This window comes from Pseudomonas sp. NPDC090755 (assembly GCF_044769005.1).
In the GTDB taxonomy this organism is placed as follows: domain Bacteria; phylum Pseudomonadota; class Gammaproteobacteria; order Pseudomonadales; family Pseudomonadaceae; genus Aquipseudomonas.
In genome coordinates this window covers 61,509-87,227 of sequence record NZ_JBIVXC010000002.1, presented here as the reverse complement: position 1 = coordinate 87,227, position 25,719 = coordinate 61,509, and the positions used below count along the sequence as shown (strand labels likewise).

26 protein-coding genes and 2 tRNA genes are annotated in these 25,719 nt (G+C 63.3%); 16 read left to right on the top strand and 12 right to left on the bottom strand.

Annotation, left to right across the window (positions count from 1 at the left end; translation table 11 throughout):
• Positions 1-71 precede the first annotated feature (71 nt).
• From ACIQUS_RS04240 to recX, 9 genes are all read left to right on the top strand, one after another.
• Entirely contained in the window at positions 72-1,859 is a 1,788-nt protein-coding gene (locus ACIQUS_RS04240; RefSeq protein ID WP_403043299.1) for a hypothetical protein, read from the top strand.
• A gap of 9 nt (positions 1,860-1,868) precedes the next feature.
• On the top strand, positions 1,869-2,714 hold the full coding sequence (locus ACIQUS_RS04235) for a phage tail protein (protein WP_403043296.1): 846 nt from the start codon (positions 1,869-1,871) through the stop codon (positions 2,712-2,714).
• Positions 2,689-2,895: a tail protein X gene (locus tag ACIQUS_RS04230; protein ID WP_403043294.1), complete on the top strand. Its 207-nt coding sequence runs from the start codon at positions 2,689-2,691 to the stop codon at positions 2,893-2,895. Before ACIQUS_RS04235 ends, ACIQUS_RS04230 begins: the two co-directional genes overlap by 26 nt.
• 67 nt (positions 2,896-2,962) lie before the next feature.
• The gene (locus ACIQUS_RS04225; RefSeq protein ID WP_403043291.1) at positions 2,963-3,982 is read left to right on the top strand and encodes a phage late control D family protein; all 1,020 of its coding nucleotides are present in this window, start codon (positions 2,963-2,965) and stop codon (positions 3,980-3,982) included.
• A gap of 56 nt (positions 3,983-4,038) precedes the next feature.
• Complete coding sequence (locus tag ACIQUS_RS04220; protein WP_403043288.1) at positions 4,039-4,584, top strand: glycoside hydrolase family 19 protein; 546 nt, start codon at positions 4,039-4,041, stop codon at positions 4,582-4,584.
• Complete coding sequence (locus ACIQUS_RS04215) at positions 4,581-5,081, top strand: lysis protein (protein WP_403043286.1); 501 nt, start codon at positions 4,581-4,583, stop codon at positions 5,079-5,081. The genes ACIQUS_RS04220 and ACIQUS_RS04215 overlap by 4 nt, the downstream gene beginning before the upstream one ends.
• 59 nt (positions 5,082-5,140) lie before the next feature.
• Positions 5,141-5,623, top strand: coding sequence for a CinA family protein (locus tag ACIQUS_RS04210; RefSeq protein WP_403043283.1), 483 nt, complete (start codon positions 5,141-5,143; stop codon positions 5,621-5,623).
• A gap of 104 nt (positions 5,624-5,727) precedes the next feature.
• Positions 5,728-6,798, top strand: coding sequence for a recombinase RecA (gene recA, locus ACIQUS_RS04205; protein ID WP_285862622.1), 1,071 nt, complete (start codon positions 5,728-5,730; stop codon positions 6,796-6,798).
• 8 nt (positions 6,799-6,806) lie between these two features.
• Entirely contained in the window at positions 6,807-7,274 is a 468-nt protein-coding gene (gene recX / locus ACIQUS_RS04200) for a recombination regulator RecX (RefSeq protein WP_403043281.1), read from the top strand.
• An 11-nt stretch (positions 7,275-7,285) separates the two neighbouring features.
• On the opposite strand, the gene ACIQUS_RS04195 is transcribed toward recX, so the two are convergent.
• Positions 7,286-8,404, bottom strand: a complete 1,119-nt coding sequence (locus tag ACIQUS_RS04195; protein WP_403043278.1) for an LOG family protein — start codon at positions 8,402-8,404, stop codon at positions 7,286-7,288.
• Positions 8,405-8,774: 370 nt separating this feature from the next.
• Here ACIQUS_RS04195 and ACIQUS_RS04190 point away from each other — a divergent pair, with 370 nt between their 5' ends.
• The gene (locus ACIQUS_RS04190; protein ID WP_403043275.1) at positions 8,775-8,975 is read left to right on the top strand and encodes a hypothetical protein; all 201 of its coding nucleotides are present in this window, start codon (positions 8,775-8,777) and stop codon (positions 8,973-8,975) included.
• A 3-nt stretch (positions 8,976-8,978) separates the two neighbouring features.
• Here ACIQUS_RS04190 and ACIQUS_RS04185 read toward each other — a convergent pair whose 3' ends face one another.
• The gene (locus tag ACIQUS_RS04185) at positions 8,979-9,395 is read right to left on the bottom strand and encodes a quorum-sensing-regulated virulence factor family protein (protein WP_403043273.1); all 417 of its coding nucleotides are present in this window, start codon (positions 9,393-9,395) and stop codon (positions 8,979-8,981) included.
• A 232-nt stretch (positions 9,396-9,627) separates the two neighbouring features.
• On the opposite strand from ACIQUS_RS04185, the gene ACIQUS_RS04180 reads away from it, so the two are divergent.
• The 3 genes from ACIQUS_RS04180 (at position 9,628) to ACIQUS_RS04170 (ending at position 11,695) form a co-directional block, all read left to right on the top strand.
• On the top strand, positions 9,628-10,338 hold the full coding sequence (locus ACIQUS_RS04180) for a tRNA-uridine aminocarboxypropyltransferase (protein WP_403043270.1): 711 nt from the start codon (positions 9,628-9,630) through the stop codon (positions 10,336-10,338).
• A gap of 264 nt (positions 10,339-10,602) precedes the next feature.
• Positions 10,603-11,253 (top strand): response regulator transcription factor ErdR, encoded by a 651-nt coding sequence (gene erdR, locus ACIQUS_RS04175; protein WP_403043267.1) that lies wholly within the window; start codon positions 10,603-10,605, stop codon positions 11,251-11,253.
• A 76-nt stretch (positions 11,254-11,329) separates the two neighbouring features.
• The gene (locus tag ACIQUS_RS04170; protein ID WP_403043265.1) at positions 11,330-11,695 is read left to right on the top strand and encodes a diacylglycerol kinase; all 366 of its coding nucleotides are present in this window, start codon (positions 11,330-11,332) and stop codon (positions 11,693-11,695) included.
• A 157-nt stretch (positions 11,696-11,852) separates the two neighbouring features.
• Here the strand turns inward: ACIQUS_RS04170 and ACIQUS_RS04165 are convergent, their stop codons facing one another.
• Entirely contained in the window at positions 11,853-12,779 is a 927-nt protein-coding gene (locus tag ACIQUS_RS04165) for a LysR family transcriptional regulator (protein ID WP_403043262.1), read from the bottom strand.
• A gap of 119 nt (positions 12,780-12,898) precedes the next feature.
• Here ACIQUS_RS04165 and fpr point away from each other — a divergent pair, with 119 nt between their 5' ends.
• Positions 12,899-13,678: a ferredoxin-NADP reductase gene (gene fpr / locus ACIQUS_RS04160; protein ID WP_403043260.1), complete on the top strand. Its 780-nt coding sequence runs from the start codon at positions 12,899-12,901 to the stop codon at positions 13,676-13,678.
• A 157-nt stretch (positions 13,679-13,835) separates the two neighbouring features.
• Here the strand turns inward: fpr and tsaA are convergent, their stop codons facing one another.
• The 5 genes from tsaA to rimO all read right to left on the bottom strand — a co-directional run bounded on the left by tsaA (position 13,836) and on the right by rimO (position 17,789).
• On the bottom strand, positions 13,836-14,534 hold the full coding sequence (tsaA, locus tag ACIQUS_RS04155) for a tRNA (N6-threonylcarbamoyladenosine(37)-N6)-methyltransferase TrmO (RefSeq protein ID WP_403043258.1): 699 nt from the start codon (positions 14,532-14,534) through the stop codon (positions 13,836-13,838).
• Positions 14,535-14,541: 7 nt separating this feature from the next.
• Entirely contained in the window at positions 14,542-15,003 is a 462-nt protein-coding gene (locus tag ACIQUS_RS04150; protein ID WP_403043254.1) for a DUF1456 family protein, read from the bottom strand.
• Between the two features lie 47 nt (positions 15,004-15,050).
• Positions 15,051-15,761, bottom strand: coding sequence for an rRNA pseudouridine synthase (locus ACIQUS_RS04145; protein ID WP_403043251.1), 711 nt, complete (start codon positions 15,759-15,761; stop codon positions 15,051-15,053).
• Positions 15,762-15,891: 130 nt separating this feature from the next.
• Positions 15,892-16,362, bottom strand: coding sequence for a GNAT family N-acetyltransferase (locus tag ACIQUS_RS04140; RefSeq protein ID WP_403043248.1), 471 nt, complete (start codon positions 16,360-16,362; stop codon positions 15,892-15,894).
• An 89-nt stretch (positions 16,363-16,451) separates the two neighbouring features.
• Complete coding sequence (rimO, locus tag ACIQUS_RS04135) at positions 16,452-17,789, bottom strand: 30S ribosomal protein S12 methylthiotransferase RimO (protein WP_403043246.1); 1,338 nt, start codon at positions 17,787-17,789, stop codon at positions 16,452-16,454.
• 200 nt (positions 17,790-17,989) lie between these two features.
• Between rimO and ACIQUS_RS04130 the strand changes: the two genes are divergently transcribed.
• On the top strand, positions 17,990-19,888 hold the full coding sequence (locus ACIQUS_RS04130; RefSeq protein WP_403043243.1) for a potassium transporter Kup: 1,899 nt from the start codon (positions 17,990-17,992) through the stop codon (positions 19,886-19,888).
• A gap of 101 nt (positions 19,889-19,989) precedes the next feature.
• On the opposite strand, the gene ACIQUS_RS04125 is transcribed toward ACIQUS_RS04130, so the two are convergent.
• The 4 genes from ACIQUS_RS04125 to ACIQUS_RS04110 all read right to left on the bottom strand — a co-directional run bounded on the left by ACIQUS_RS04125 (position 19,990) and on the right by ACIQUS_RS04110 (position 24,415).
• Complete coding sequence (locus tag ACIQUS_RS04125; protein ID WP_403043241.1) at positions 19,990-21,285, bottom strand: virulence factor family protein; 1,296 nt, start codon at positions 21,283-21,285, stop codon at positions 19,990-19,992.
• Complete coding sequence (mprF, locus tag ACIQUS_RS04120; protein WP_403043239.1) at positions 21,285-23,927, bottom strand: bifunctional lysylphosphatidylglycerol flippase/synthetase MprF; 2,643 nt, start codon at positions 23,925-23,927, stop codon at positions 21,285-21,287. Before mprF ends, ACIQUS_RS04125 begins: the two co-directional genes overlap by 1 nt.
• Positions 23,928-24,128: 201 nt before the next feature.
• Positions 24,129-24,205: transfer RNA gene (locus tag ACIQUS_RS04115), tRNA-Met, on the bottom strand.
• Positions 24,206-24,338: 133 nt separating this feature from the next.
• A tRNA-Met gene (locus tag ACIQUS_RS04110) sits at positions 24,339-24,415 on the bottom strand.
• A gap of 221 nt (positions 24,416-24,636) precedes the next feature.
• On the opposite strand from ACIQUS_RS04110, the gene dinB reads away from it, so the two are divergent.
• Positions 24,637-25,701 carry a DNA polymerase IV gene (dinB, locus tag ACIQUS_RS04105; RefSeq protein ID WP_403043237.1) on the top strand — a complete coding sequence of 355 codons (1,065 nt, stop codon included), beginning with the start codon at positions 24,637-24,639 and terminating at the stop codon, positions 25,699-25,701.
• Positions 25,702-25,719: the final 18 nt, after the last annotated feature.

The following is a 25,719-nucleotide window of genomic DNA, read 5'->3' as shown; positions in this document are numbered from 1 at the left end:
GACCATGTCGTACGCCGACATGGTCTGGTGGCTCACGGACTGAGCTCAATTCGAATGCGAAGGGGAAGTGGATGGCGAGCAGGGGGATCGGTGCCGCCGTCAAGCCGACGGTAGGCACCACGTTGAAGGCTATCGAAAACCGCATCGGAAAAACGATGCAGTCAGTCACAAGCACCGGGATGTTCAAGCGCATGTTTGGCCAGGCCCAGGGGCCTCAAGGTGGGTTGAATACGCCTGAGGATACGCAGGAGGCCAGGTCGGGCGTTCTGGGTGATGCAATCGGTGCGCTTGCGCAGGGTTTGAAGGAGCTGACCCATGGATTGAAAGCAAAAGTAGGTCAATTGAGCGTTACAGCTTCGCGGCGAAGCAAGAAGAAAGCGGCGCGCACCGCCGAGAAGCTGAACACCTATCTTGACTACCTGGAGACGGGTGTCGAGGTGGTCAGTATCTACCGCAGTGACCAGACCCCGGAAGAAAAGGCCGAGGGTTACGGTGAGGTGGCAGGCGGGGTTGTAGGGGCGCGAGTGGGGGCGGCGTTCGGCGCCAGGGTCGCAGGTCCCGACGGCCGTGCGCTGGGGGAAAGGCTCGGTGGCGTCGTCGGTGAGCGCTTGGGGGCGAAGCTGGCCGGGGACTGGTTTACTGATGACCAGGGCAGTGAGTCGCCAGTCACGCATTCCGAACGCAAACCTGTTGGTGATGGATCAGGCGCGCTGGTGCGGGCCGACGCCGCTGCGACGGGTGCCCCAAGGTTGATACCGCTCCTGACCGCAATGGGGCCGCTCAAGCCTGGGGCCGGTCCGTTGGCAGGCGACCCGCGAGACAAGCCAACTGCCCCAAGCCTGAACGAATGGATGGGCAAGCACTGGTTCGCGCCTGTCCAGGCAAACAAGCCCTCAACTGAAGAGCATGCTCCCTGCAAGCCTTGTCCCTGTGAGGTGGGCAAGGCTGTGCGCTGCACCACGGTCGCTGCGCCTGCGGAGCAAGCCGCGCCGGTGTCCGCAGGTGATACCGCCCTGGCGCTGGGGAGTGTCGCTATCGCCGGGACGCTACGGGGAGGCAAGGCCCTGCCGGGCCTTGATCGTGTGGGCAAGGTGCCGAAGAACCTTGGGTCAGGCGTGATGGGTAAGGTGAAGGGGGTGTTTGGTCGCTCGTCGACGAGAAAAGGGAAGCAGACAGGAGACGTCGACACCGGTACCGAATCGCTTCCCGATCCACCAACGTCGGCGCCAGCGCCAAGTATCGCGAGCAAGATGTGGACCGGGGTCAAGTCGGTTGCTCCTCTGTCCTTGCTCGAGGCCGGTTACAAAGTCGCCAAGACTGCGCTGACGGCCGAGACAGCCGAAGAAAAAGCCGATGGCTATGGAGGGGCGCTAGGCGGACTCGGCGGAGCGCTTGCCGGGGCTGCACTGGGCTCGGCCGTTCCGGTGATCGGCACGGCGGTCGGGGCGTTGGTGGGAGGGCTTGCGGGTGACGATTTAGGCAGCCTGCTGGCCAGGCGCTGGTTCGCCCCCGACGCCGCTGACAAGCCTTCAGTCAAAGACGGGGCAGGCCCGGTCCGGGAAGCGCAGGGCGCGACTGGTCGGTCGTTGGGCGAGGCTGCCCGGGCCATTGCACCGTCAACGGCCGAGCTCGCCCTGATGGCAACCCTTCCCGCGACGCAGCAGACAAGCGTGACCCAACAGGCACCGCTCAACCAACAGTTCACGTTCGCGCCGAACATGCCTGTCACTGTCCAGGGGAACCTGAGTGACCCCATGCAGCTCGCCCAGGAGGTCGGGGCCATTGTTCGCCGTCAATTCGACGAGCTGGTCCGCCAGGCAACCAGTCGCCAACTGTACGACGTTCCACATGTGATTTAAGGAGGTGCCATGAATTACTTGGATCAACTGCAATCCGGGCTTGGTGCACTGGTGGCGGCAGGGGAAGCGGGGCGGCGCAGTGCCGATGACATGCTGGCGCCGGTGAATGAGGCCGCGGTGGTATTTCGTGAGGCGGCTGCCGAGCTTGAAGGGTTGCCATTCGTGGGGCCGGCCATCGGTGCGAAACTGCAGCGCACCTTGCGCGCCATCAACGCGGCGCAGTCCACCGTCGACCGGGCAATAGCCCGCTACGACCGGGCGGTGGCAATCGTGGCCCAGGTGCAAGCGGGGGTCGGTACGGTGCGAACCCAGGTGGCCAGGGTCGGCGCCGCGATCAATCGCGTAGCCGGCAAGATCAGCCCGTCCCTGGCCAACATCCTGCCGACCGGTAGTTTCGCACCCGACGCAACGCCGGCGGCCGAAGCGGTCAAGCCGTTCCCGCACCTGTTGGTGCTGCAGCCGCTCAAGCCCGAGGCGTCTGCGTATTACTTCAACCTCGACACTGCGGCCTTTGAGGCACTGCGTCGGCAGACCGGCTATCGCTGGGCGGCCCAGGAGCGCCTGACGCGCAGCACTGCGCAGCAAGCGGTGGGGCTGGGGGACGAGAAGATCAGCATCAAGGGTGCGATCTACCCGGGCTTCAAAGGCGGACTTGGGCAACTGCAGGCATTGCGCAGCATCGGTCGACAACTGCTGCCCCTGAGCCTGACCACAGGCTACGGCGAAGTCCTGGGCAACTGGTGCCTGACCAGCATCGACGAAGACCAAAGCCACCTGCTGGCCGGCGGCATCCCCCGAAAACAAGGTTTCTCACTGGAGTTCGTAAGCTATGGCGACGACATGCAGAACGTCTGACGGGGACCTGCTCGACACCCTGTGCCAGCACTACTACGGCCACCTCAATGGCAGCGTCGAGGCGGTGCTGGACGCCAACCAGGGCCTGGCCGACGAACCTCAGCCGTTTCGTGCCGGGGTACAGATCCTGTTGCCGGCGTTGCCGACGACGGCCGAGGCCATCGTGCAGTTGTGGGATTGAGGCCCGCACCTGGCAGTAACCATCAGACCCCGCCCGGTGCGGGGGCTGTTTTTCTGGAGCATGAGCCATGCAACCTGTATTTCGCCTTGTCGCCGATGGCAAGGACATCACCGAGCTGATCAATGACCGACTGTTGTCGCTGCGAACCTCGGACAAGCCGGGCATGGAATCCGATGAGTTCGAACTGCGCATCGATGATCGCGACGGGGCCGTGACACTGCCGGCACGAGGCGCCCTGATCGAGGTGCACCTGGGTTATGCCGGGCAGGCTTTGACGCGCCTGGGCCGTTACACCGTGGACGAGGTGGAGCTGTCCGGCCCCCCCGACAGCATCGTCATCCGCGGCAAGGCCAGCGACATGCGCGGCAGCGGCAAGACCACCCGCAGCGGCAGCTGGGAGGATGTGCCGTTGCAACGGATCGTCGGCGATATCGCTGCACGCAACGGTTGGCAGCCGGTCTGCCCGGTCACCACCCGGGTGCCCCGGGTTGACCAACTCAACGAATCGGACTTCAACTTCATCACCCGTCTGGCCCGGCAGTACGACTGCACGGCCAAGGTCGGCGATGGCAAGTTGCTGGTGATGCCTCGCCAGGCCGGGAAGAGTGCCAGTGGCCAGGCCCTTGGCATCGTCACCCTGCAGCGTGCCGACGTGAGTCGCTGGCAGATCAGCCTGGCGGACAAGGGGACGCACAAAGCTGTACAGACCCGTCACCAGGACAAGAGAACCGGGCAACTCAAGACCATCGACATCGCCAACGGCGCGGCACCCGATGGACTGCAACCGGTGCATACCGACCGGCACATCCATCCCGACAAGTCTGCCGCCGAACAGGCCGCCAAGGCGCGGTTGGCGGCTTTCAACCGCAGCACTGCCAGCCTGCGCCTGGAAATGGCCGGGCGTACGGATCTGTTCGCCGAACGCCTGCTCAATGCCCAGGGCTTCAAGGAGGGCCTGGATGGCCAGTACCTGATCGAGTCGGTCGAGCACAGCTTCACGTCATCCGGCTGGGGCACAACGGTCCATTGCAATGGTGGCAGCAAGGGCAAGGCCAGGGCCAAAGGCAGGCACGTCGCAAGCATATAGCGGCTTGGGAAACGCGAGCCGCAACCCGATTGATCCCCTCGACCAGGAAGGACCCCATGACACTGGAACAACTGGCTGCACTGTTTCCCGACGCCCGCTTGAACGCGGGCATTTTTTTACCTGCACTGAACCAGGCCATGGCCCATTGGGAAATCAACACCTCCCGGCGCATGGCCGCCTTTCTCGCCCAGGTGGGGCACGAATCCGGCCAGTTGCGCTACGTCAGGGAGCTGGGCAGCGACCGCTACCTCTCGCGCTATGACACCGGCAACCTGGCCCTGCGCCTGGGCAACACCCCCGAGGCCGACGGCGACGGCCAGCGCTACTGCGGCCGTGGTCTGATCCAGGTGACCGGGCGCAACAACTACCGGGCCTGTAGCCTGGCCCTGTTTGACGACGAGCGCTTGCTCGAACACCCCCACTTGCTCGAACAACCGCAGTGGGCTTCGGCGTCGGCAGCCTGGTTCTGGCACTCGCGCGGGCTTAACCAATTGGCCGACCGGGGTGAGTTCAACCGCATCACCCGGCATATCAACGGCGGGCTCAATGGTCTGGAGGATCGCTTGCGGCTCTGGGCCAGGGCGCGGGAGGTGCTGTGTTGAGTCCTGGACGGTCCGGCGTGCTGCTGGCGCTGCTGATCGCGGCCTGTGGGCTGACCTGGCAGATCCAGGGCTGGCGCTTGGGCCGACAGCTGGCGCAGCAGGCAGAAACCTGTGCCGGCGAACGCCGGGTCCAGGCTGAAACTGCGGCCGCGCAACTGCTTGCCGAGCGCCAGCAACGCCAGGGCTTGGAGCAGCGGCTGCAGGCCAGTGATCAACGTCATTATCAGGAGCTTGTCGATGCTCGAGACAATCAGGCCCGTCTGCGTGATCGCCTGGCTACTGCCGATCTACGGCTGTCAGTCCTGGTCGAGCGGGGTGCCACCGGTTGCGCCGCTGTGCCCGCCGCCGCCTGCGCCAGCGGCCTGGATCATGAGCCCGTACGCGCCCGACTTGACCCGGCGCATGCTGGAAGAATTATCGCCATCACCGACCAGGGCGATCGGGGATTGATCGCCTTGCGCGCGTGCCAGGCCTATGTGCAGGCACTGCTGCACTGAGCATTTGTGCCGGGCCTGCGCTGGTGTAGGGTAGGCGACAGTCTTTCAAGGAGCTTGCCATGGACCCGATCACCGCGCTTTCCGCCCGCCTGGGTAAACACCTGCGTCGTTTCAACGCCCAGGTGACCACGGCCGAATCCTGCACCGGTGGCGGCATCGCCGAGGCGATCACCCGCACGGCGGGCAGCTCGGCCTGGTTCGAGGCCGGTTATGTGACCTATTCCAATGGGCAGAAGACCCGCCAGCTGGGTGTGCCGGACACCTTGTTCGTCCAGGTCGGCGCCGTCAGCCAGGAAGTGGTCGAGGCCATGGTCCGTGGCGCCCGGGCGGCCAGTGGTGCGCGCTTTGCCGTGGCGGTCAGTGGTGTGGCCGGGCCCGATGGCGGTTCTCCAGCCAAACCGGTGGGCACCGTCTGGCTGGCCTGGGCCGATGGTGACCGGGTGAGCAGCGAGCGCCGGCACTTCGACGGCGACCGCGATGCGGTACGCCGACAAACGGTAATCGCCGCGCTAGAGGGCTTGTTACAGCTTGGCGCAGAGTAAATCGCAATTCGGGGGTAGGCGGGAAGAAAACCCTGTGGAATAATACTGGCTACTTATACAGGTGTTTCTGGCCGTCAGGCCCTATCGATTACGTGAGGACTTCAATGGACGACAACAAGAAGCGCGCCTTGGCTGCGGCCCTGGGGCAAATCGAGCGTCAATTCGGTAAAGGCGCGGTCATGCGCATGGGCGACCACGAGCGTCAGGCGATCCCGGCCATCTCCACCGGCTCCCTGGGCCTGGACATCGCCCTGGGCATTGGCGGTCTGCCAAAAGGTCGTATCGTCGAGATCTACGGCCCCGAGTCGTCCGGTAAAACCACCCTGACCCTGTCGGTCATCGCCCAGGCCCAGAAAATGGGCGCTACCTGTGCCTTCGTCGACGCCGAACACGCCCTCGACCCCGAGTACGCCGGCAAGCTGGGCGTCAATGTCGACGACCTGCTGGTCTCGCAGCCGGACACCGGCGAGCAGGCCCTGGAAATCACCGACATGCTGGTGCGCTCCAACGCCGTTGACGTAATCATCGTCGACTCCGTGGCCGCCCTGGTACCCAAGGCCGAGATCGAAGGCGAGATGGGCGACATGCACGTGGGCCTGCAGGCCCGCCTGATGTCCCAGGCGCTGCGCAAGATCACCGGTAACATCAAGAACGCCAACTGCCTGGTGATCTTCATCAACCAGATCCGTATGAAGATCGGCGTGATGTTCGGTAGCCCGGAAACCACCACCGGCGGTAACGCCCTGAAGTTCTACGCCTCGGTTCGCCTGGACATCCGCCGTACCGGCGCGGTGAAGGAAGGCGACGAAGTGGTCGGCAGCGAAACCCGGGTCAAGATCGTCAAGAACAAGGTGGCGCCACCGTTCCGTCAGGCTGAATTCCAGATCCTCTACGGCAAGGGTATCTACCGCAACGGCGAGATCATCGACCTGGGCGTACTGCACGGCTTCCTGGAAAAATCCGGTGCCTGGTACAGCTACCAGGGCAGCAAGATTGGTCAGGGCAAGGCCAACTCGGCCAAGTTCCTCCAGGACAACCCGGAAATCGCCGCCACCCTCGAGAAGCAGATTCGCGACAAGCTGCTCAGCGCTGGCGCCGTCGATGCAGCCGGCAAGGCAGCTGCGGTCAACGCCGAAGCTGAAGACGATCTGGTCGACGCTGACGCCGACTACTGATCACCCCCATGTCCGTCGAACTCGATACCCCCGTCGCCGTAAGGCGGACAGCCATGGACCTGCTCGCACGTCGCGAGCACGGTCGAGTCGAGCTGACGCGCAAGTTGCGTCAGCGCGGCGCTCCCTCCGAATTGATTGACCAGGAACTCGACCGCCTGACGGAAGAGGGCCTGCTCAGTGAAGCCCGCTACCTGGAAAGCTTCATCAGCTACCGTTCGCGTTCAGGCTACGGCCCTGCACGCATTCGCGAAGAGCTGGGCCAGCGTGGCCTGCAACGCAGCGAGATCGACCAGGCCCTGCGCGAGAGCGATGTGGACTGGACGGCGCAATTGCGGGATGTCTGGCAGCGCAAGTTTTCCGGCCAGCTCCCCGTCGATCCGCGCAGCCGCGCACAGCAGACCCGTTTCCTGGTCTACCGTGGCTTTTCCATGGACATGATCGGCCGCCTGTTGAGCGGCCGAGGTCTGGACGATTAACCCCCCGGTTCTCAGGTGACCCTCAACGCTTCGCGGGCTCGCTGGGTGGTATGCATCGGTTCGGGCTTGGCCCAGTTTTCCGACAGGTTGATGAAGTCCACCAGCTCGCGCAGGCGCCCCTGGTCGCGGCCGTTGAAGGCGAAGGTGAGTCGGGTCAGGTGACTGAACTTCGGCTCGTCGTGGTGTTCGCCGGCGTAGGCATGCTGATGATAGTGGCCGCTCAGGCGCAGGTCGGCGAAGCCTTCCTGGAGGTCGAATAGCGCTGCCTCGCTGAGCGGATGGTGCATGCGAATCACGAACTGGTTCTTCAGCCAGCGGCTGGAGTGGTAGTTGCTGTAGAACTGGTTGATTTCCTCTACCGCCTCCTCGGCACTGTGCACCAGGCGCAGCAGCTTCATGTCACTTGGCAGGATGTAGCGGTTCTCTTCCAGCTGCCGGGTGATGAAGTTCAGGGCGTCCTGCCAGAAGTTGCCGCCCGGGGAGTCCAGCAGCACCACCGGTACCAGGGGGCTCTTGCCGGTCTGGATCAGGGTCAGTACTTCCAGTGCCTCGTCCAGCGTGCCGAAGCCGCCAGGGCAGAGCACCAGGGCATCGGCCTCCTTGACGAAGAACAGCTTGCGAATGAAGAAGAAGTGGAACGGCAAGAGCTTGTCGGTGCCGCCCACCGTGGCATTGGCATGCTGCTCGAAGGGCAGGGTGATATTGAAGCCCAGGCTGTGATCGACCCCGGCGCCTTCATGGGCTGCCGCCATGATGCCACCGCCGGCGCCGGTGATGACCATCAGGTTGGAGCGGGCCAGGGTGGCACCCAGTTCCCGGGCCAGTGCATACATGGGGTGTTCGACGGGGGTGCGTGCCGAACCGAAGACGGTGACCTTGCGCCGGCCCTTGTACTGGTCCAGGGTGCGGAAGGCATGGTCCAGCTCACGCAGGGCCTGCAGGGTGATCTTGGCGTTCCAGCGGTTGCTGTCGTCATGGGCCATGCGCAGGACGGTCAGCACCATGTCGCGATACAGAGGCAAGTTGGGGCTGTCGGGGGCGACCAGCTTCAGTTGTTCTTCCAGGTGGTTCAGGTCAATCCCGTTGTGCTTGAAGTGACTGGCTAGCAGTTCGTTCGGTTGGTACGGCATTCAACGTCTCCTTCTGCAGCAAAACCTCTGACCGGACTGTACTGTCCGGCCGCGACACTGCGTGTGTCGCTGGCTGCCGTGGCTCGGCGGGTGCCGAGCAGTGCAGTAGACCTGCAAGGTCTCATTGCAGTGAACTTTGAAGTTTGCGGTCAACGCTGCCGGTGCAGGGCGTCGGCAGGCCCCCCTTGGTGTACCCGGAAAGTAGCGGGTACCTGATATCAATCTAGACCCTGGCAGGTGTTAATGCCGTGAGATTGTTAGCAAGGTGGGGAAATTGTCTGCCGACCGCTGGTCAGTCAGGAGCCAGGATGGATACAGGTCTGGTTAACTGAAGGCTTGGGCGACTGTCGCTATGCAGGGAGCCTGCCATATGCAACGGCTAAATCTGGAACTCGATGAACAGCTGTTCGAGCTGCTGGAACGTTCGGCCCAGGCCAATCACCTGAGTCTTGAAGAAGAGTGCCTGCGTCGTCTGGGGGGCGGGGAACGGCATTCACGCTACATCCAGGCCCTGGTGGCGGAACTGCGCGCCGATGAGAAGCAGCGGCGCGACAGTGAGCAGGTCGCCTGAGGGTTACTTGCTCGCCTTGATACCACAGCTGGCGGCATTGAACGCCTGTTCGCCAACCATGCGATTGGTCTTGTACTCGGTGAAGCGATAGGTCAGCACCGCGCCTTTGGCCAGCAGCTGGCGAAAGCCGGTGTTCTTGCAGACGCTGGCGCCGAGCTGGTCGCGAAGCTTTTCCGGGTTGGCCTGCATCTGCTGGGCATGGCTGGCGCGCACGCTGAGGTGATTGATCAGTTGCTTGCCTTCGACGGTGTAGCCCTGGTCGAGGATGTCTTCGTTGATCGCTCGCGGCGTGCCCACGCTGCTTTCCTTGGCGACTTTCTGCAGCATCTGGCTCAGCTCGTATTCCTGCTTGGACGCCGCATTGGCGGCCAGGGGCAGGGCGAGCAACAGGCTCAAGGACGGGGCGATGAAACGCAGCATGAATCTCTCCTGGTTCGGTAACTGGCGATTGGACCGGCAACTGCGCACGGTGTTCCGTCACGGCATCGGGCCGGTGCCAGCGAGTAGCGACAGGCTGAGGATTATAGGGAGTTGGTGCCCCGGCTGCACGGCAAATACCGTCAGCGGCAGGCTGTCTCTGGTAAACTGGGCGGGTTTTCCTGTCCAGAGTTTGTGCAGTGCCATCCCTTTCCCGTTTTCGTTGTCTGCTGCCATGAGCCATGCCGTAGCGCGCTTGCGCGCCGAGCGCCTGGCGCGCAGTGTCAAACCCTTCGTCGCCCGTGGGTCCCGCGCGCCGCGCTGCCCGCAGTGCCGGGTGATTTTCAGTCATTGCCTGTGCGCCTGGCGCCCGCAAGTGCCGGCCGATTCGGCCATGTGCCTGCTGATGCATGACACCGAGCCGCTCAAGCCGAGCAACACCGGCTGGCTGATTGCCGACGTCATTGGCGACACCTCGGCCTTCGGCTGGCAGCGTACCGTGGTCGACGACGCCCTGCTGGCGCTGCTTGATCAACCGCACTGGCAGCCCTATATCGTGTTCCCCGGCGAGTTCGTCGAGCCGCAGCGGGTGGCCACCGAAGTGGTACGCGAGCCGGGCAAGCGACCGCTGTTCATCCTGCTGGATGCCACCTGGACCGAAGCACGCAAGATGTTTCGCAAGAGCCCGTACCTGGACCGCTTCCCGGTGCTCAGCCTGCAACCGGAGCAGATCTCACGCTATCGCCTGCGACGCTCCAAGCGCGATGACCACTTCTGCACCGCCGAAGTGGCGGCGATGTGCCTGGAGCTGGCCGGTGACCAGCGTGCGGCCGAGGCGTTGGATGCCTACCTGGACGTGTTCAGCACCCACTACCTCAGCGCCAAGCACCAGTGGCCGCTGGACGAGCAGGATGCGGTGCATCAGCGTTTGCATACCTTCCTATAGTACAAGGGGCAGGCGTTGCACATTGGGTCATAATAGGCAGGCTGGCGACCACTGCGTGCTTGCAACGACCGGGCAATCAACTTGACCACCCGGTCGTGGCTCGGCATCCTTGGCGCCGATTCGGGCACAGACAAGGCTTGAAGCGCTGTTTTTCCTGGCCTTGAAGTGCCTTTTGGGTGCGGGCTGAGCTGTCCGCACCTCGAGTTGCCCGCCAGGCGCCTATTCTTCCTCCCTGCGCCTGCACAGAACAGGATCATTAGATCGATGGCCACGTACGAAATCCTGATTGCCGATGACCACCCGCTGTTTCGCAGTGCCCTGCGCCAGGCGGTAACCCTGGGCCTGGGCCCTGATGTCCGCCTGGTGGAAGTGGCAAGCATCGCCGAACTTGAAACCCACCTCACCGACAAGTCCGACTGGGACCTGGTGCTGCTGGACCTCAACATGCCGGGGGCCTATGGTTTCTCCGGGCTGGTCCTGCTGCGCGGACAGTACCCGCAGATTCCGGTGGTGATGGTGTCGGCGCAGGAAGAAGCCTCGGTGGTGGTCAAGTCCCGTGAATTCGGCGCCAGTGGCTTCATCCCCAAGTCCAGCCCGCTGGAAGTCATTCAGGATGCGGTACGCAAAGTGCTCGACGGAGAAGTCTGGTGGCCGCCGCAGGCCTTCGAGAAGGTCGATGTGTCGGCCGAGGCCAAGGCCGCCAGCGAAGGCCTGGCCAGCCTGACGCCGCAGCAGTTCCGGGTGCTGACCATGGTCTGCGAAGGTTTGCTGAACAAGCAGATCGCCTATGAGCTGAACGTTTCGGAAGCGACCATCAAGGCCCACGTGACTGCGATCTTCCGCAAGCTCGGGGTGCGTACCCGGACCCAGGCCGCATTGCTCTTGCAACAACTGGAATCGGTTTCAGCGAGTTGAGGCCCTTGGCCTTCACGCTTTTTTGACCCGCCCTGCACTAGGCTGCAGCGCTTTTCAGTGGATGAAGTGACCCTCTATGTCATCGCCTTTCAAGGGCCAGACCGGCCTCAAGCGTATCTTCAATGCTGCCGGCTATTCGTTTGATGGCCTGCGCGCGGCCTTCACCGGCGAAGCGGCATTCCGCCAGTTGGTGCTGCTCAATGTGATCTTGATCCCGGTGGCCTTCTGGCTGGATGTCAGCCGGGCGGAGCGGGCGATCCTGATCGTCGTGTGCCTGCTGGGGCTGATCGTCGAGTTGCTCAACTCGGCGATCGAGGCGGCCATCGACCGGATCTCCCTCGATCGCCACCCGTTGTCGAAAAATGCCAAGGACATGGGCAGCGCCGCCCAACTCGTCGCCATGACGATGGTCGGGCTGGTCTGGGCGGTGATCCTGCTCTAGTGGCCTGTACGGCTAATTCGAGTACTTAAATTCGAGTCCAAGGGTTCACCAGGCAAGGCGCCACGACGAGTCGTAGCCCAGCTACTTTGATGCGTGGCAACGCCGCCTGGTGAAGCCTTGGGCCGAAGTTAAGTAAGCGAATTGACCACACAGGCCACTAGGCAATGCTGGGCAGGACAATCTCGTCGCTGCGGCGCACCCCGGCGGTGAAGCTGCGGCACAGTTCGAGAAATTCGCGCATGGCCGAGGTCTGGTACTTCTGCTTGTGCCAGATGAAGAAGAACTGTCGGGCCAGGTCCAGCTCCGGCGTTTCCACCGCCACCAGACTGCCGCGCCGGAAGGCGTCTCGCAGGGCCAGGCGCGAGATGCAGCCGATGCCAAGGCCGGACTCCACGGCCCGCTTGATGGCTTCGGTGTGCTCCAGCTCCAGGCGGATGTTCAGGTTGGAGCGGTGATGGCGCATGGCCTGATCGAAGGTCAGGCGGGTGCCCGAGCCCTGTTCGCGCAAGATCCAGGCTTCATGGGTCAGTTCTTCCATGCTGGCCTGGCCGCGGCTGGCCAGCGGGTGTTGTGGCGCGCAGAACACCACCAGTTCATCCTCGACCCAGGGCTGCACCTCCAGGTCCGGATGGTTGCAGTCGCCTTCGATTAGACCCAGATCAATTTCATAGTGGGCAACCTGTTGCACGATATGCGCAGTGTTCTGCACATGGAGCTTGACCTGACTTTCCGGGTGGATCTGCATGAAACTGCCGATCAACAGGGTGGCCAGGTAGTTGCCGATGGTCAACGTGGCGCCCACCGCCAGGGAGCCGAACCCCGACTTGCCGTTGAGCAGGTCCTCGATTTCCTTGGCCTGGTCGAGCAGGGCCACCGCCTGGGGCAGCAGTTGATGGCCCAGGGCGTTGAGGCTCAGGCGCTTGCCGGCGCGGTCGAACAGCTGGCAGCTGGACTGGCGCTCAAGTTCGGTGATCGATGTACTGGCGGCCGACTGCGAGAGCGCCAGTACGCCAGCGGCTCGCGAGACGCTTTGATACTGGGCCACGGCGACGAACACCTGGAGCTGACGAAGGGTAAATCGCATATCTATATAACCGATAAGACATATCTTGATAATTCATTTAACAGATATTGTCGCTCGCACTAAACTATCGCGCAATCGCGCTCTAGATTAGCGCTGCGTTTTATTTCAGGAGCCCGTACATGAGCAACATGAACCACGAACGCGTTCTCAGTGTTCACCACTGGAATGACACCCTGTTCAGCTTCAAGTGCACCCGCGATCCGGGCCTGCGCTTCGAGAACGGTCAGTTCGTGATGATCGGTCTGCAACAGGACGGCGGTCGTCCGCTCATGCGCGCCTACTCGATCGCCAGCCCGAACTGGGAAGAGCACCTGGAGTTCTTCAGCATCAAGGTGCCGGACGGCCCGCTGACCTCCCAGCTGCAGCACCTGAAGGAAGGCGATGAGATCATCATCTCCAAGAAGCCTACCGGTACCCTGGTACTGGACGACCTGAACCCTGGCAAGCACCTGTACCTGCTCAGCACTGGTACCGGCCTTGCGCCGTTCATGAGTGTCATCCAGGACCCGGAAACCTACGAGCGCTTCGAAAAAGTGATCCTGGTTCACGGTGTGCGCTACGTCAACGAAGTCGCCTACCGCGAATTCATCACCGAGCACCTGCCGCAGAACGAATTTTTCGGCGAGTCACTGCGTGAAAAACTGATCTACTACCCGACCGTGACCCGCGAGCCGTTCGAGAACCAGGGTCGCCTGACCGACCTGATGCGTAGCGGCAAGCTGTTCAGCGACATCGGTCTGCCACCGATCAACCCGCAGGACGACCGTGCGATGATCTGCGGTAGCCCGAGCATGCTCGACGAGACCAGCGAAGTGCTCGACAGCTTCGGCCTGAAGATTTCGCCACGTATGCGCGAGCCGGGTGACTACCTGATCGAGCGTGCATTCGTCGAGAAGTAAGCGGCGCGATGCAGACAAAAAACGCAGGCCCTGGCCTGCGTTTTTTTATGCTTGGTATTTTTGGGGGGCCTATCGCTGGCTATGCCAGCTCCTACAAAAGAATGGCACTGCCTCTGCGTGGGAGCTGGCGAAGCCTGCGATGGGCTGCGAAGCAGCCCTATTGAAGGTCAGGCACCACTTCCAGCACGCGGATCCGGTCCGGCTGCGGATAGTGCCAGCGCACCTGCACATCCCAGAACTTCACCCCGTACACCCGCTCTGGCGGCGGCACCTGGTAGGCCGGGCGCGGGTCCTGGGCCAGGCACTGCTCGATCAGTTCCACCAGCGGCTCACCCAGGCGCAGGGCATGCACCCGGGCCTGAGGCAGGGCGTCCTCACCCCAGGTGACGTCAATCGGCGCTGGTGGTGCGCTGGCCATCTGGTTGGTCGCGTCGCTCACGGCATCGGCGTAGGGCACATAGGGCTTGATATCGAGCACCGGCGTGCCGTCGAGCAGGTCGATCCCCGACAGCAGCAGCCGCCCGGCCTCGACCTTTTCCAGGCGCACCACCGACTGGCCTATGCCGTTGGGCCGGTGGGTCGCGCGGGTGGCGAACACGCCCATGGAGGTGTTGCCGCCCAGGCGTGGCGGACGCACTTTGAGCCTGGGTTTGTCTTCGAGGGCCTGGTGGAACAGGAACAACAGCCAGACATGGCTGACCTGCTCCAGCCCGGCCACCGCTTCGCCGCTGTCGAACGGTGGCAGCAGCTCCAGTACGCCACGCGCCGCCGGTGCCAGCTGGGGCTGGCGCGGGATGGCGAACTTTTCCTTGAAGCAGGAACGGACAAAACCGATCGGGGCGACGCTGTAGTTCATCGACAACTCAGCCACGCACCCGCAGGGTCAGGCCCTTGAGGAAGTTGCGCAGCAACTGGTCGCCGCAGGGGCGGTAGTTGTTGTGGCCGACCTTGCGGAACAGGGCGCTGAGCTCCGGCTTGGACACCGGGAAGTCGGCAGCCTTGAGGATCGCGTGCAGGTCGTCTTCCTTCAGTTCGAAGGCCACGCGCAGCTTCTTCATGATGATATTGTTGGTCACCGGCAGCTCGACCGGCAGCGGCGGACGGCTGTCATCCTTGCCGCGCTTGAAGATCACCAGGCCATCGAGAAAGTGCGCAATCACCTCGTCAGGGCAGCGCACGAAGCCTTCTTCGTCTTCTTTCTTCAGGTAGGAAACGATATCGGCAGTTGCTACCTTGTAGCCGGTCAGCTTGATGATATCGGTCAGCTTGGCGTCGTTGACGTCGAGCAGGTAGCGCAGGCTGCGCAGTACATCGTTGTGAATCATGGTGACAATCCTGTTCGGTGGGCCGCCCGGATGGCGGCGCCTTGTTGCTAGAATCTTTCGTTGCTGGCCAGGTAGCGCCATTGGCCCAGGGGCAGCTTGCTCATGGCCACGCCACCCAGGCGGATCCGGCGCATGCTCACGACACTGAGCCCGACACTGGTGCACAGCAGGGCGATCAAGCCGGGCTGCGGGTTTTTCAGCACCATGCGCAGGCGGGTTTCGTTCTGCCAGCTGGCCTTGATCTTCGGCAGCTCGTTGCCCTTCCAGTTGAAACCGCGGTTCAGGCGTTCCAGGCCGTGGGTGATTATCTCGCCACTGACTTCGACGATGTATTCCTGCTCAAGTTTTGCCAGGTCGGCGTTGAGCTTGCGGGTGACCCGCCAGTCCTGGGTAAATACCTGCAGGCCACTGGCACCTGGTTGCAAGGGGGCTGCGCAGCTAAGACGGGCGAAATGACCCTTGAGCGGGCGGCGGCCGTAGCGGTGCTCTTCGGACAAGCTGCTGGCCGTGATGCTCTTGCAGGCACCATCGATGTCCAGCTCCGCCGGCTGGTTGAGCAGCAGGGTGACAGGCTCCAGGGCTTCGGCCCGGGCACCGGCCTGCAGTTCGACCTTCTGTTCGGCGACCTTGAATTGCGGTTCGTCGACCACCTCGCCATCCACGGTGACCCAGCCCCCTTCGATGTACAGCTCGGCCTCCCGGCGGGAGCAGCCGACCAGTTCGATGAGGCGTTTGGAAAGGCGAATGGGTTCAGACATGACGACAGCCGTAGGCACAGGGAAAGGCGCCTATTGTAACCGCCCGGGCGCGCCCAGGTCCGGCAACATTCGTCGATCGGGCCATTAATCTGCGATTTTGCGGCATTTCAGAAAAGTATGGCGCGATCTTTCAGCCGGTTTGTACAGACTGTGTCTGAATTAGCCTCAGATGCAGTAGGGGGTAGGGCTGACCCATGCCGTCCGTTTCCGAGCGACCGACCACTTCAAAGCCCTGGTGCAGGTAGAAGGCCAGGGCCTGGGTGTTTTGTTCGTTGACGTCCAGGGCAACGGCGTTGAGTTCGTCGATGGCATAGCGCAACAGGCGCTTGCCCAGGCCCTGGCCACGCATGGCCGGGTCGATGAACAGCATCTCGACCCGTCCGGCGGCGACCCCGGCAAAGCCGGTGATCCGTTGCCGGGCATCCTTGCAGCAGATCAGCATCACCGCATCCAGGTACTGGCTTTGCAGCAGCTCGCGCAACAGGCAGATGTAGCTGTCGGGCATGAAGTCATGGGTGGCGCGCACCGAGGCTTCCCACACTCGCACCAGTTCCGGGTAGTCATCCAGCCGGGGTGTCTGCACACCGCTGTGCCTGTACATCGCTGAGCTCTCCATGGGCAACTGGTGAAACGATAGTTGCAAAAAAAAGCCCCGCCAGGGTTGGCGGGGCTCTTTTCAGCGGGACGTCCTCAGACAGGCTCTGCCCACAGGTCATACTCGTCGGCATCGACCACCCGGCAGCGGACCTTGTCGCCCGGCTTGAAGCCGTGGTCGCCGTCGATGAACACGTTGCCATCGATTTCCGGGGCATCGAAGAAGCTGCGGCCTACCGAGCCTTGCTCTTCGACTTCGTCGATCAGCACTTCGATTTCCCTGCCGATGCGCAGTTGCAGGCGGGCGCTGCTGATGGCCTGCTGGTGGGCCATGAAGCGGTCCCAGCGCTCCTGCTTGATGTCATCCGGCACTTCGTCCAGGCCCAGGTCGTTGGCCGGTGCGCCTTCGACCGGCGAGTACTGGAAGCAGCCGACGCGGTCGAGCTGGGCTTCGGTCAGCCAGTCGAGCAGGTACTGGAAGTCTTCCTCGGTCTCGCCGGGGAAGCCGACGATGAAGGTGGAGCGGATGATCAGGTCCGGGCACTGCTCGCGCCATTTCTTGATGCGCGCCAGGGTGCGGTCTTCGAAGGCCGGGCGTTTCATCGACTTGAGCACTTTCGGGCTGGCGTGCTGGAACGGGATGTCCAGGTACGGCAGGATCTTGCCGGCGGCCATCAGCGGGATGACGTCATCGACGTTCGGATACGGGTACACATAGTGCAGGCGCACCCAGACGCCCAGGCTGCTCAGGGCTTCACACAGCTCGAGCATGCGGGTCTTGACCGGACGGCCGTTCCAGAAGTCGGTCTTGTACTTGACGTCGACGCCGTAGGCGCTGGTGTCCTGGGAGATCACCAGGATCTCCTTGACGCCAGCCTTGACCAAGCGCTCGGCTTCGCTCAGCACTTCGCCCACCGGACGGCTGACCAGTTTGCCGCGCATCGACGGGATGATGCAGAAGCTGCAGCTGTGGTTGCAGCCTTCGGAAATCTTCAGGTAGGCGTAGTGGCGCGGGGTCAGCTTGACGCCCTGTGGCGGCACCAGGTCGATCAGCGGGTTGTGGTCCTGGCGTGGCGGTACCACTTCGTGCACTGCGGTCACGACCTGCTCGTACTGCTGCGGGCCGGTCACGGCCAGTACGCTCGGGTGCACGTCACGGATGTTGCCTTCCTCGACACCCATGCAGCCGGTGACGATGACCTTGCCGTTTTCCTTGATGGCTTCGCCGATCACGTCCAGGGACTCGGCCTTGGCGCTGTCGATGAAGCCGCAGGTGTTGACCACCACCACATCGGCATCCTGATAGGTGGGCACGACTTCGTAGCCTTCCATGCGCAGCTGGGTCAGGATGCGCTCGGAATCGACCAGGGCCTTGGGGCAACCCAGGGAAACGAAGCCGACCTTGGGCGTGGTGGGCGTAGGAGTGGTGGACATGACTAACCTCGGTATTGAAGAGCCTGCCGGGCCACGGGGGCGGGCAGGCTTTGGCGGGCGTCTGGGCGCCTCTGATCAAAAAGTGCGCAATTCTAGCGAGCGGCACGGCACTTGACCAGCAGAAAAGCGACGAACGCTCAGCTATGCTTCGCCCCGATATGCCTGTGTTTGTCTCAAGGTCTTGATTGCGGGAGTGATGGATGGTTCAGGCGAGCGGTCAGGCAGAATCCGGGCATGGGGCGGCAAAGCCGCTGAGCCTGCTGGTGGCGGCGGTCGGGGTGGTCTATGGCGACATCGGCACCAGCCCCCTCTATACCCTCAAGGAAGTGTTTTCCGGCGATTATGGCGTGCCGGTCAACCACGACGGGGTGCTGGGGATCCTGGCCCTGATCCTCTGGTCGCTGATCTGGGTGGTGTCGCTCAAGTACGTGGTGTTCATCCTGCGCGCCGACAACCAGGGCGAGGGCGGCATCATGGCGCTTACCGCCCTGGCCCGACGGGCCTCGGCGCCTTATCCGAAACTGCGCGCGCTGATGGTTGGCTGTGGCCTGATCGGCGCGGCGCTGTTCTATGGCGACAGCATGATCACCCCGGCGATTTCGGTGCTGTCGGCGGTCGAAGGCATGCAGCTGGCGTTCGACGGCATCGACCATTGGGTGGTGCCGATTTCCCTGGTCGTGCTGGTGGCGCTGTTCCTGATCCAGAAGCATGGCACCGCGCGCATCGGCATCCTGTTCGGCCCGGTGATGGTCGCCTGGTTCCTGGTCCTGGCGGCGCTGGGTGTGCATGGCATTTCCCAGAGCCCGGAAGTGCTCAAAGCCGTCAATCCGGTCTGGGCCGTGCGCTTCTTTATTGTTCATCCGGGCATGGGTGTCGCCATTCTGGGCGCCGTGGTGCTGGCCCTGACCGGCGCCGAGGCGCTGTATGCCGACATGGGCCATTTCGGCCGTAAACCCATTGCCCGGGCCTGGTTCATCCTGGTATTGCCGGCGCTGGTGCTCAACTATTTCGGCCAGGGTGCGATGCTGCTGCAGAACCCGGAAGCCGCGCGCAACCCCTTCTACCTGCTGGCGCCGGGCTGGGCGCTGCTGCCGTTGGTCGGGCTGTCCACCCTGGCCACGGTGATCGCCTCCCAGGCGGTGATTTCCGGGGCCTTCTCCCTGACCCGTCAGGCCATCCAGCTGGGGTATGTGCCGCGCATGCAGATCCAGCACACCTCCAGCCATGAACAGGGGCAGATCTACATCGGCGCGGTGAACTGGGCGCTGATGGTCGGGGTGATTTTGCTGGTGCTGGGCTTCGAGTCGTCCGATGCACTGGCCTCGGCCTATGGCGTGGCGGTGACCGGCACGATGTTGATGACCACCTTGCTGGTGTCCACGGTGATGCTGTTGTTGTGGAAGTGGCCGCCGGTGCTGGCGGTACCGGTGCTGCTGGGCTTTCTGTTCGTCGACGGCCTGTTCTTTGCCGCCAACGTGCCCAAGGTGGTGCAGGGCGGGGCCTTTCCGGTGCTGGCGGGTATTGCCTTGTTCGTGCTCATGACCACCTGGAAGCGCGGCAAGCAGATCCTGGTGGAGCGCCTGGATGAAGGCAGCCTGCCGCTGCCGTTGTTCATCAGCAGCATCCGCATGCAGCCGCCGCATCGGGTCGAGGGCACTGCGGTATTCCTCACGGCGCGCCCGGATGCGGTGCCCCATGCCTTGTTGCACAACATGCTGCATAACCAGGTGCTGCACCAGCAGGTGGTGTTGTTGACCGTGGTCAGCGAGGACATGCCACGGGTGCCGGCGCAGCAGCAGTTCGAGGTGGAAAGCTATGGCGATGGTTTCTACCGGGTGCTGCTGCATTTCGGCTTCATGGATGAGCCGGATGTGCCGCTAGCCTTGAAGTTATGTCACCTGGAGGGGCTGGACTTCAGCCCGATGCGCACCACCTATTTCCTCAGTCGGGAGACGGTGATCCCGTCACGCCTGGTTGGCATGGCACGCTGGCGCGGCATCTTGTTCGCTTTCCTGCTGAAGAATGCCAACGGCACCCTGCGCTTTTTCAACCTGCCGTTGAACCGGGTGATCGAGTTGGGGACCCAGGTCGAAATCTGAGGGCCCGTAAAGGCCGGTGGGAGCTGGCGAAGCCTGCGATCGACCGCATGGCCTCTCGCAGGCTTCGCCAGCTCCCACAGGGTAATGCCAGCTCCGCTGACTCAGTTCTGCTCGGCGACGCTGGTCTTGCCCTGGCGGATCTCGATATCACCGATCAGGCGCTTGGCCAGCGCCGGGTAGTTTTCGTCGAAGTGATGCCCGCCCGGCAATTTCAGACGCTCGCCCACCGCCGTGTGGTCGGTGCAGCCGCTCTCGTCGGCTTCTTCCTCGCCATAGATGCACACCACTTTCGCCGCCGGCAGCCTGGCCATTTCCGGCCCGGTAGGGGCTTCCTTGCCGGCGTTGCCCAGCCAGCCTTCGACTTCGATCTCGAAGCTGCCACTGCGGGCGAAGGCCAGCAGGATGACGGCGTCGATGCGTTGCTGGTCTTCGGCGGGCAGGCGGTTGTAGATGGCCGGCAGCACGTCGGCGCCGAAGGAGTAGCCGGTCAGCACGAAGCGCTTGGTGCCCCATTTCTGCCGGTAGTGCTGCATCAGCTCCGACAGGTCGATGGCGCTCTGCTCCGGGGTCTTGTGCTGCCAGTAGTAGCGCAGGGTGTCGATGCCGACCACCGGGTAGCCCAGCTTGGCCATCTCGCCCGCGACGTCGCGGTCCAGGTCGCGCCAGCCGCCGTCACCGGAGAGGAACAGGGTCACGGTATCGGTGGTCTGGCCTGCCGGGACTTCCACCACGGGGATGCTCATGGCGTTGCCGTCGCCACCGACCAGGGCCTGGGTGAGTTGCGCCTTGAGCACCTGGGGCAGGTGGATGTCGTAGTCGCTGATGCTGGTCTCGGCATTGGCCTGGTCGCGCACGAAGGCGGCGCTGGCATCATCCGGGTTGTCGTTCCAGGCCACGTTCCAGTGACCATGGGCGGCTGACTTGGGCAGCGGCGTGGCGCATCCGGGGCGCTCGATGCTGAAGTCCACGGAAATGGCCTGGGCCTTGTCATTGTTCTGGCTGGCCAGCCAGTTCCAGGCCAGGGCGGCGCCCGGGCCGATGCCGGCCACCAGGGTCGCTTGTCCGTGCAATTGCTGCAGCGCCTGTTGCAGGGCATTTTGTTGCAGGGTGCAATCAGCGGGTGGAAGGATCACCTGCACCATTTGCGCTTCGCCGCTCTGGGCCAGGTTCAGCAGCTGCTTGTCGGTCAGCGCCTGGTCCTGGGGCACGGCGATGGCAACCTGGGCCTTGGCGCGGGTCCCCGGGGTGGCGCGGGTCAGGCTGCTGCCATCGCCCAGGGTCAGGTGCTCAAGGCTTGGCTCCGGGGCCGGGCGGGTCCACAGCCAGAAGCCCAGGGCGGCAGCCAGCAAACCCAGGGTCAGGATGGCCAGAAGGTACAACCAATAGCGTCGAATCATCAGCGTTTCACCAATCCGGTCAGGCCGCCCGCGATCAGGGCGGCGGTGTCGGCCAGTGCCACCAGCGGATCGAGTCCGGCAGGCACGGCCATGTAGCGGGGTTCCCAGTCGGGCTGGAACTTGTCCTTGAAGCGGCGTAGGCCCTGGAAGTTGTAAAGCTGCTCGCCGCGCTGAAACACCATCGAGCCCAGGCGCTGGGTCAGCGGTGCACCGCGTCGCGGTTGCAGGCCCGAGAGCGGTACCATGCCCAGGCTGAAACGGGCATAGCCCTGGCCTTTATAGTGTTGGATCAGGCCGATCATCATGAATTCCATGGTCAGTTTCGGCGCCTGGGGGTGGGCGCGCATCAGGTCCAGGCTGGCCAGTTCGCGGCTGCCGGTTTCCAGCAGGTTGGCAAAGGCCACAGGCCGCCCCTCGAAGCGGATCAGGGCGATGCGAAAATGCTGCAGGTACTCGGGGCTGAAACGACCGAGCGAGAAGCCTTTCTCGCGCACGTTCTTGCCGGTCAGCCAGGCGTCGGAGATCGCTTTGAGTTCTTCAAGGGGCGCTTGCCCGGGTTCGTGCACTTCCAGGCTCAGGCCATCACGCCCGCCACGGTTCCAGGTGTAGCGCAGGTCTTTCATTTCCTTGCCCTTGGCGTCCAGGTCGAAACGCTTGAGGTCGACCCGGGCTTCTTCGCCCAGCTTGATCGCGGTCAGGCCGATGTCCATATAAAAGGGCAGGTTCTCGGCCCGCACCTGGTAGAACACCGGTCGGGCGTGGTGCACGTCGCACAGGTCGCGGAACTGCCAGATCATCTCGCCACGCTTGTGTGCCGGGCCGATCGGGTCGTACAGGGCAACCAGGCTGCGCCCGCGTCGGGCGTACATGAGGAAGGCATCGTCATCGGGGTGGAACAGCAGGGCCTTGTCGCCGGTCAGGGCCAGGCCGCCGTCGGGCTGGTCCGAGGCCTGCAGAATGCGGTTGGCCCGTTGCAGTTCGTCGCTGGACGGCAGGTGAATCACCGGGCGGGCCGTACGCAGCAACCAGGTCAGGGCAACCACCACCAGCAGCACGGCGCTGCCCAGGGCCGAGCGCAGGCCGCGCGGGGCGTCGGCGTCGAGGGTGAATTGCCACCAGAGCTGATGGCTGTAGGGCACATCCTGGTAGGCGAACAGCAGCAACCAGATCGAGGCCCCCAGCACACAGGCACTGGCCGCCAGGTAGACCGGCGAGAAGGGCAGTTCCAGCAGGCGGCTGGGGCGGTAGAAGGAGCGCCGGAACAGGGCCAGCAGGCAGGCGGTGAAGGTCAGGATGCTGGCCTCTTCCCAGTCAAAGCCCTTGAGCAACGAAAGCAGGGCGCCGACCAGCAGCAGAATAGTGGTCAGTATCCAGGCAGCGGACAGCCTCCGCCGCAAGCCCTGGGCCAGCAGCAGGCAGAGCACGCCGATCAGGCTGGCACCGAAGTGCGAAGCGTCGATCAAGCGATGGGGAATCAGAAAGCCCAGGTGCTCCAGGCGTCCGTCGATTTCCGGCGTGGCGCCAGAAAACAGCAGCACCACGCCGGACAGGAACACCAGCACTGCCAGAACCGGTGCCGCCAGGCCCGACGCGGCCTTGATGGCTTGTTGCGCAAACAGGTAGCGCCGCGCCTCGTTGACCAGCAGCACGACACACGCCAGCAGCAGTGGCAGCACTACGTAGATCAGGCGATAGAGGAGCAAGGCTGCGGCCAGGGGTGCGGCACCCAACTGATCGGCGAAGGCGGCCAGCAGGATTGCCTCGAACACCCCGACACCGCCCGGCACATGGCTGAGCACCCCGGCGGCCAGGGCCAGCAGGTAGACCAGCAGGAAGGCCGCAAAAGGCGGCGCTTCGGGCAGCAGCAAGTACAGCACGGTGGCGGCAGCGGCGACGTCGAGGGCGGTGATCAGCAGTTGCAGCAAGGTCAGGCGTGCGCCCGGCAGGCGCAGGGTGCGTCGACCGATGCCAACCAGCAGGCAGTGCGCCTGGGGCTGCTCCGGCAGGCGTCGACGGTACAGTCCGTAGACCAGCACGGCGGCCAGGGCCAGTATCGCCAAGGCAATGCTCGCCAGCAGCGCAGGCGGTAAATGCAGGGCGTTCGATGCCGCCGGCAGGTTGCTCAAGGTTGCCAGGGCGGCCAGGGGCGGCAGGGCACAGCCCAGCGACAGGCTGGCGAACAGGGTCATTCGCGCCACTTCGGCGGCACCGATACCTTGCCGGGCATAGAGCCGGTAACGCACCGACCCGCCGGACAGCAGAGAAAGGCCTATGGCGTTGCCAATGGCAAAGGCGCTGAATCCACCCATGACCAGGGTGCGCGGCGGTAACTGCACACCGGCATAGCGACAGGCTGACCACTCGTAACCAAGCAGGACGACAAAGCCTGCCAGCGTTGCCAGCAGCGCGGCGGCCAAGGCGGTGGGGGGCACGCTGAGCAGCGAGTCATGCAGGGCGTAGATGTCCAGTTCGCTGAGCAGGTGGCGACAGGCAATCAGGGCAAGGCTGAACAGCAGCAGGGTCACGGCCAGGCCGATCGGCTGTCGGTAGCGGCTCAGGCGGTCGAGCAGGTGCAGGTGCTGGGCGGCATTGGGCAGTGCGGTGGTGACGGGGGCTTCTGTATCGGAGGTCTGGGGGCGCATCAATCACCTCGTGGATGGTGCGCGCCGGGATGAACGTATCCAGCCAAGGTACCAATCCCTATGGAAAGTAGTGGCCACTATGATCGGGCCGCTGCCTGCCTTGAGGATAGTTAAAGAATATTTATATTGCCGGATGGCGGGGGAGGCTGAATCGCGAGCACAAAAAAGGCCACTTTTTGCAAAGTGGCCTTCTTCGATGTTTGGTTGCGGGAGCCGGATTTGAACCGACGACCTTCGGGTTATGAGCCCGACGAGCTACCAGGCTGCTCCATCCCGCGTCTGATGTGGCGAATTCTACAGCCTTTGTGCTGGCTGTCAACGCTTAATTGTTGATTTTCAATAAATTTATGCCTGGGCACTTTTTTTCAGGCAAAGAAAAAGGCCACTCGTGAGAGTGGCCTTTCCTGAATCTGGTTGCGGGAGCCGGATTTGAACCGACGACCTTCGGGTTATGAGCCCGACGAGCTACCAGGCTGCTCCATCCCGCGCCTGTGGGATGAATTCTACAGTTATGCGTGTGCATGTCAAGCGCTCATTGCAAGAAATCCTTTTTTGTTCAAATGCTTAGCGTATGCCTTGAAGGTGGCGGAGCAGGGTGGGCGGGGCTTGCAGGGTAAATATATGTATGTTTATCCAGTGCAACAGTGCATCAGAGATCATGGAGTGAGATACTGCCTACACGACTTTCTACCAATGCCCACAGCTGCCGATGTCCCAGCGCAAGATCATCCACATCGATTGCGATTGCTTCTACGCCGCCATTGAAATGCGCGATGACCCGCGCCTGGCCGGGCGGCCGCTGGCGGTGGGCGGCTCGGCGGAGCGTCGCGGAGTGATTGCCACCTGCAACTACGAAGCGCGGGCCTTTGGCGTGCGTTCGGCGATGTCGTCCCGGCATGCCCTGAACCTGTGTCCCGACTTGTTGATCGTCAAGCCGCGCATGGATGCCTATAAAGAAGCCTCGCGGGAAATTCACACGATCTTTCGCGACTACACCGACCTGATCGAACCCTTGTCGCTGGACGAAGCCTACCTGGATGTTTCGGACAGCTCGTGGTTTGCCGGCAGTGCGACGCGGATTGCTGCCGACATTCGCCGTCGCGTTGCCCAGCAATTGCACATTACCGTCTCGGCCGGCGTGGCGCCGAACAAGTTCCTGGCCAAGATTGCCAGCGACTGGCGCAAGCCCAACGGGTTGTTCGTGATAACGCCCGCAGAGGTCGAAGACTTTGTCGCCGCGCTGCCGGTGGGCAAGTTGCACGGGGTAGGCAAGGTGACGGCGGACAAGCTGGGGCGCCTGGGGATCAGCAACTGCCTGGAGCTGCGCGACTGGAGTCGACTGGCCCTGGCCCGGGAGTTCGGCAGTTTTGGCGAGCGGTTATGGGGCCTGGCCCGCGGTATCGATGATCGTCCGGTACAGAATGACAGTCGTCGGCAGTCGGTCAGCGTGGAGAACACCTATGACACGGATCTACCGGATCTTGCCAGTTGCCTGGAAAAACTGCCTGAACTGATGGAGACCCTGGCCGGGCGCATGGCGCGCATCGACGACAGCTACCGGCCGGGCAAGCCCTTCGTCAAAGTGAAGTTCCATGATTTTACCCAGACCACCCTGGAGCAGGCGGGGGCCGGGCGCGACCTGGGCAGCTATCAGCAGTTGCTCAGCCAGGCATTCGCCCGGGGTGGGAAACCGGTGCGCCTGCTCGGCATCGGCGTACGCCTGCTGGACTTGCGTGGGGCCCATGAACAGTTGGAGCTGTTCGGTCGGGACTGAATGAAAAAACGCCAGCAG

What these genes read in the sequence shown, in the direction of transcription:
- ACIQUS_RS04240 (WP_403043299.1), top strand. Translation starts at nt 72, where the DNA reads ATGGCGAGCAGGGGGATCGGTGCCGCCGTCAAGCCGACGGTAGGCACC.
- ACIQUS_RS04235 (WP_403043296.1), top strand. Translation starts at nt 1,869, where the DNA reads ATGAATTACTTGGATCAACTGCAATCCGGGCTTGGTGCACTGGTGGCG.
- ACIQUS_RS04230 (WP_403043294.1), top strand. Translation starts at nt 2,689, where the DNA reads ATGGCGACGACATGCAGAACGTCTGACGGGGACCTGCTCGACACCCTG.
- ACIQUS_RS04225 (WP_403043291.1), top strand. Translation starts at nt 2,963, where the DNA reads ATGCAACCTGTATTTCGCCTTGTCGCCGATGGCAAGGACATCACCGAG.
- ACIQUS_RS04220 (WP_403043288.1), top strand. Translation starts at nt 4,039, where the DNA reads ATGACACTGGAACAACTGGCTGCACTGTTTCCCGACGCCCGCTTGAAC.
- ACIQUS_RS04210 (WP_403043283.1), top strand. Translation starts at nt 5,141, where the DNA reads ATGGACCCGATCACCGCGCTTTCCGCCCGCCTGGGTAAACACCTGCGT.
- recA (WP_285862622.1), top strand. Translation starts at nt 5,728, where the DNA reads ATGGACGACAACAAGAAGCGCGCCTTGGCTGCGGCCCTGGGGCAAATC.
- recX (WP_403043281.1), top strand. Translation starts at nt 6,807, where the DNA reads ATGTCCGTCGAACTCGATACCCCCGTCGCCGTAAGGCGGACAGCCATG.
- ACIQUS_RS04195 (WP_403043278.1), bottom strand. Translation starts at nt 8,404, where the DNA reads ATGCCGTACCAACCGAACGAACTGCTAGCCAGTCACTTCAAGCACAAC.
- ACIQUS_RS04190 (WP_403043275.1), top strand. Translation starts at nt 8,775, where the DNA reads ATGCAACGGCTAAATCTGGAACTCGATGAACAGCTGTTCGAGCTGCTG.
- ACIQUS_RS04185 (WP_403043273.1), bottom strand. Translation starts at nt 9,395, where the DNA reads ATGCTGCGTTTCATCGCCCCGTCCTTGAGCCTGTTGCTCGCCCTGCCC.
- ACIQUS_RS04180 (WP_403043270.1), top strand. Translation starts at nt 9,628, where the DNA reads ATGAGCCATGCCGTAGCGCGCTTGCGCGCCGAGCGCCTGGCGCGCAGT.
- erdR (WP_403043267.1), top strand. Translation starts at nt 10,603, where the DNA reads ATGGCCACGTACGAAATCCTGATTGCCGATGACCACCCGCTGTTTCGC.
- ACIQUS_RS04170 (WP_403043265.1), top strand. Translation starts at nt 11,330, where the DNA reads ATGTCATCGCCTTTCAAGGGCCAGACCGGCCTCAAGCGTATCTTCAAT.
- ACIQUS_RS04165 (WP_403043262.1), bottom strand. Translation starts at nt 12,779, where the DNA reads ATGCGATTTACCCTTCGTCAGCTCCAGGTGTTCGTCGCCGTGGCCCAG.
- fpr (WP_403043260.1), top strand. Translation starts at nt 12,899, where the DNA reads ATGAGCAACATGAACCACGAACGCGTTCTCAGTGTTCACCACTGGAAT.
- tsaA (WP_403043258.1), bottom strand. Translation starts at nt 14,534, where the DNA reads ATGAACTACAGCGTCGCCCCGATCGGTTTTGTCCGTTCCTGCTTCAAG.
- ACIQUS_RS04150 (WP_403043254.1), bottom strand. Translation starts at nt 15,003, where the DNA reads ATGATTCACAACGATGTACTGCGCAGCCTGCGCTACCTGCTCGACGTC.
- ACIQUS_RS04145 (WP_403043251.1), bottom strand. Translation starts at nt 15,761, where the DNA reads ATGTCTGAACCCATTCGCCTTTCCAAACGCCTCATCGAACTGGTCGGC.
- ACIQUS_RS04140 (WP_403043248.1), bottom strand. Translation starts at nt 16,362, where the DNA reads ATGTACAGGCACAGCGGTGTGCAGACACCCCGGCTGGATGACTACCCG.
- rimO (WP_403043246.1), bottom strand. Translation starts at nt 17,789, where the DNA reads ATGTCCACCACTCCTACGCCCACCACGCCCAAGGTCGGCTTCGTTTCC.
- ACIQUS_RS04130 (WP_403043243.1), top strand. Translation starts at nt 17,990, where the DNA reads ATGGTTCAGGCGAGCGGTCAGGCAGAATCCGGGCATGGGGCGGCAAAG.
- ACIQUS_RS04125 (WP_403043241.1), bottom strand. Translation starts at nt 21,285, where the DNA reads ATGATTCGACGCTATTGGTTGTACCTTCTGGCCATCCTGACCCTGGGT.
- mprF (WP_403043239.1), bottom strand. Translation starts at nt 23,927, where the DNA reads ATGCGCCCCCAGACCTCCGATACAGAAGCCCCCGTCACCACCGCACTG.
- dinB (WP_403043237.1), top strand. Translation starts at nt 24,637, where the DNA reads ATGTCCCAGCGCAAGATCATCCACATCGATTGCGATTGCTTCTACGCC.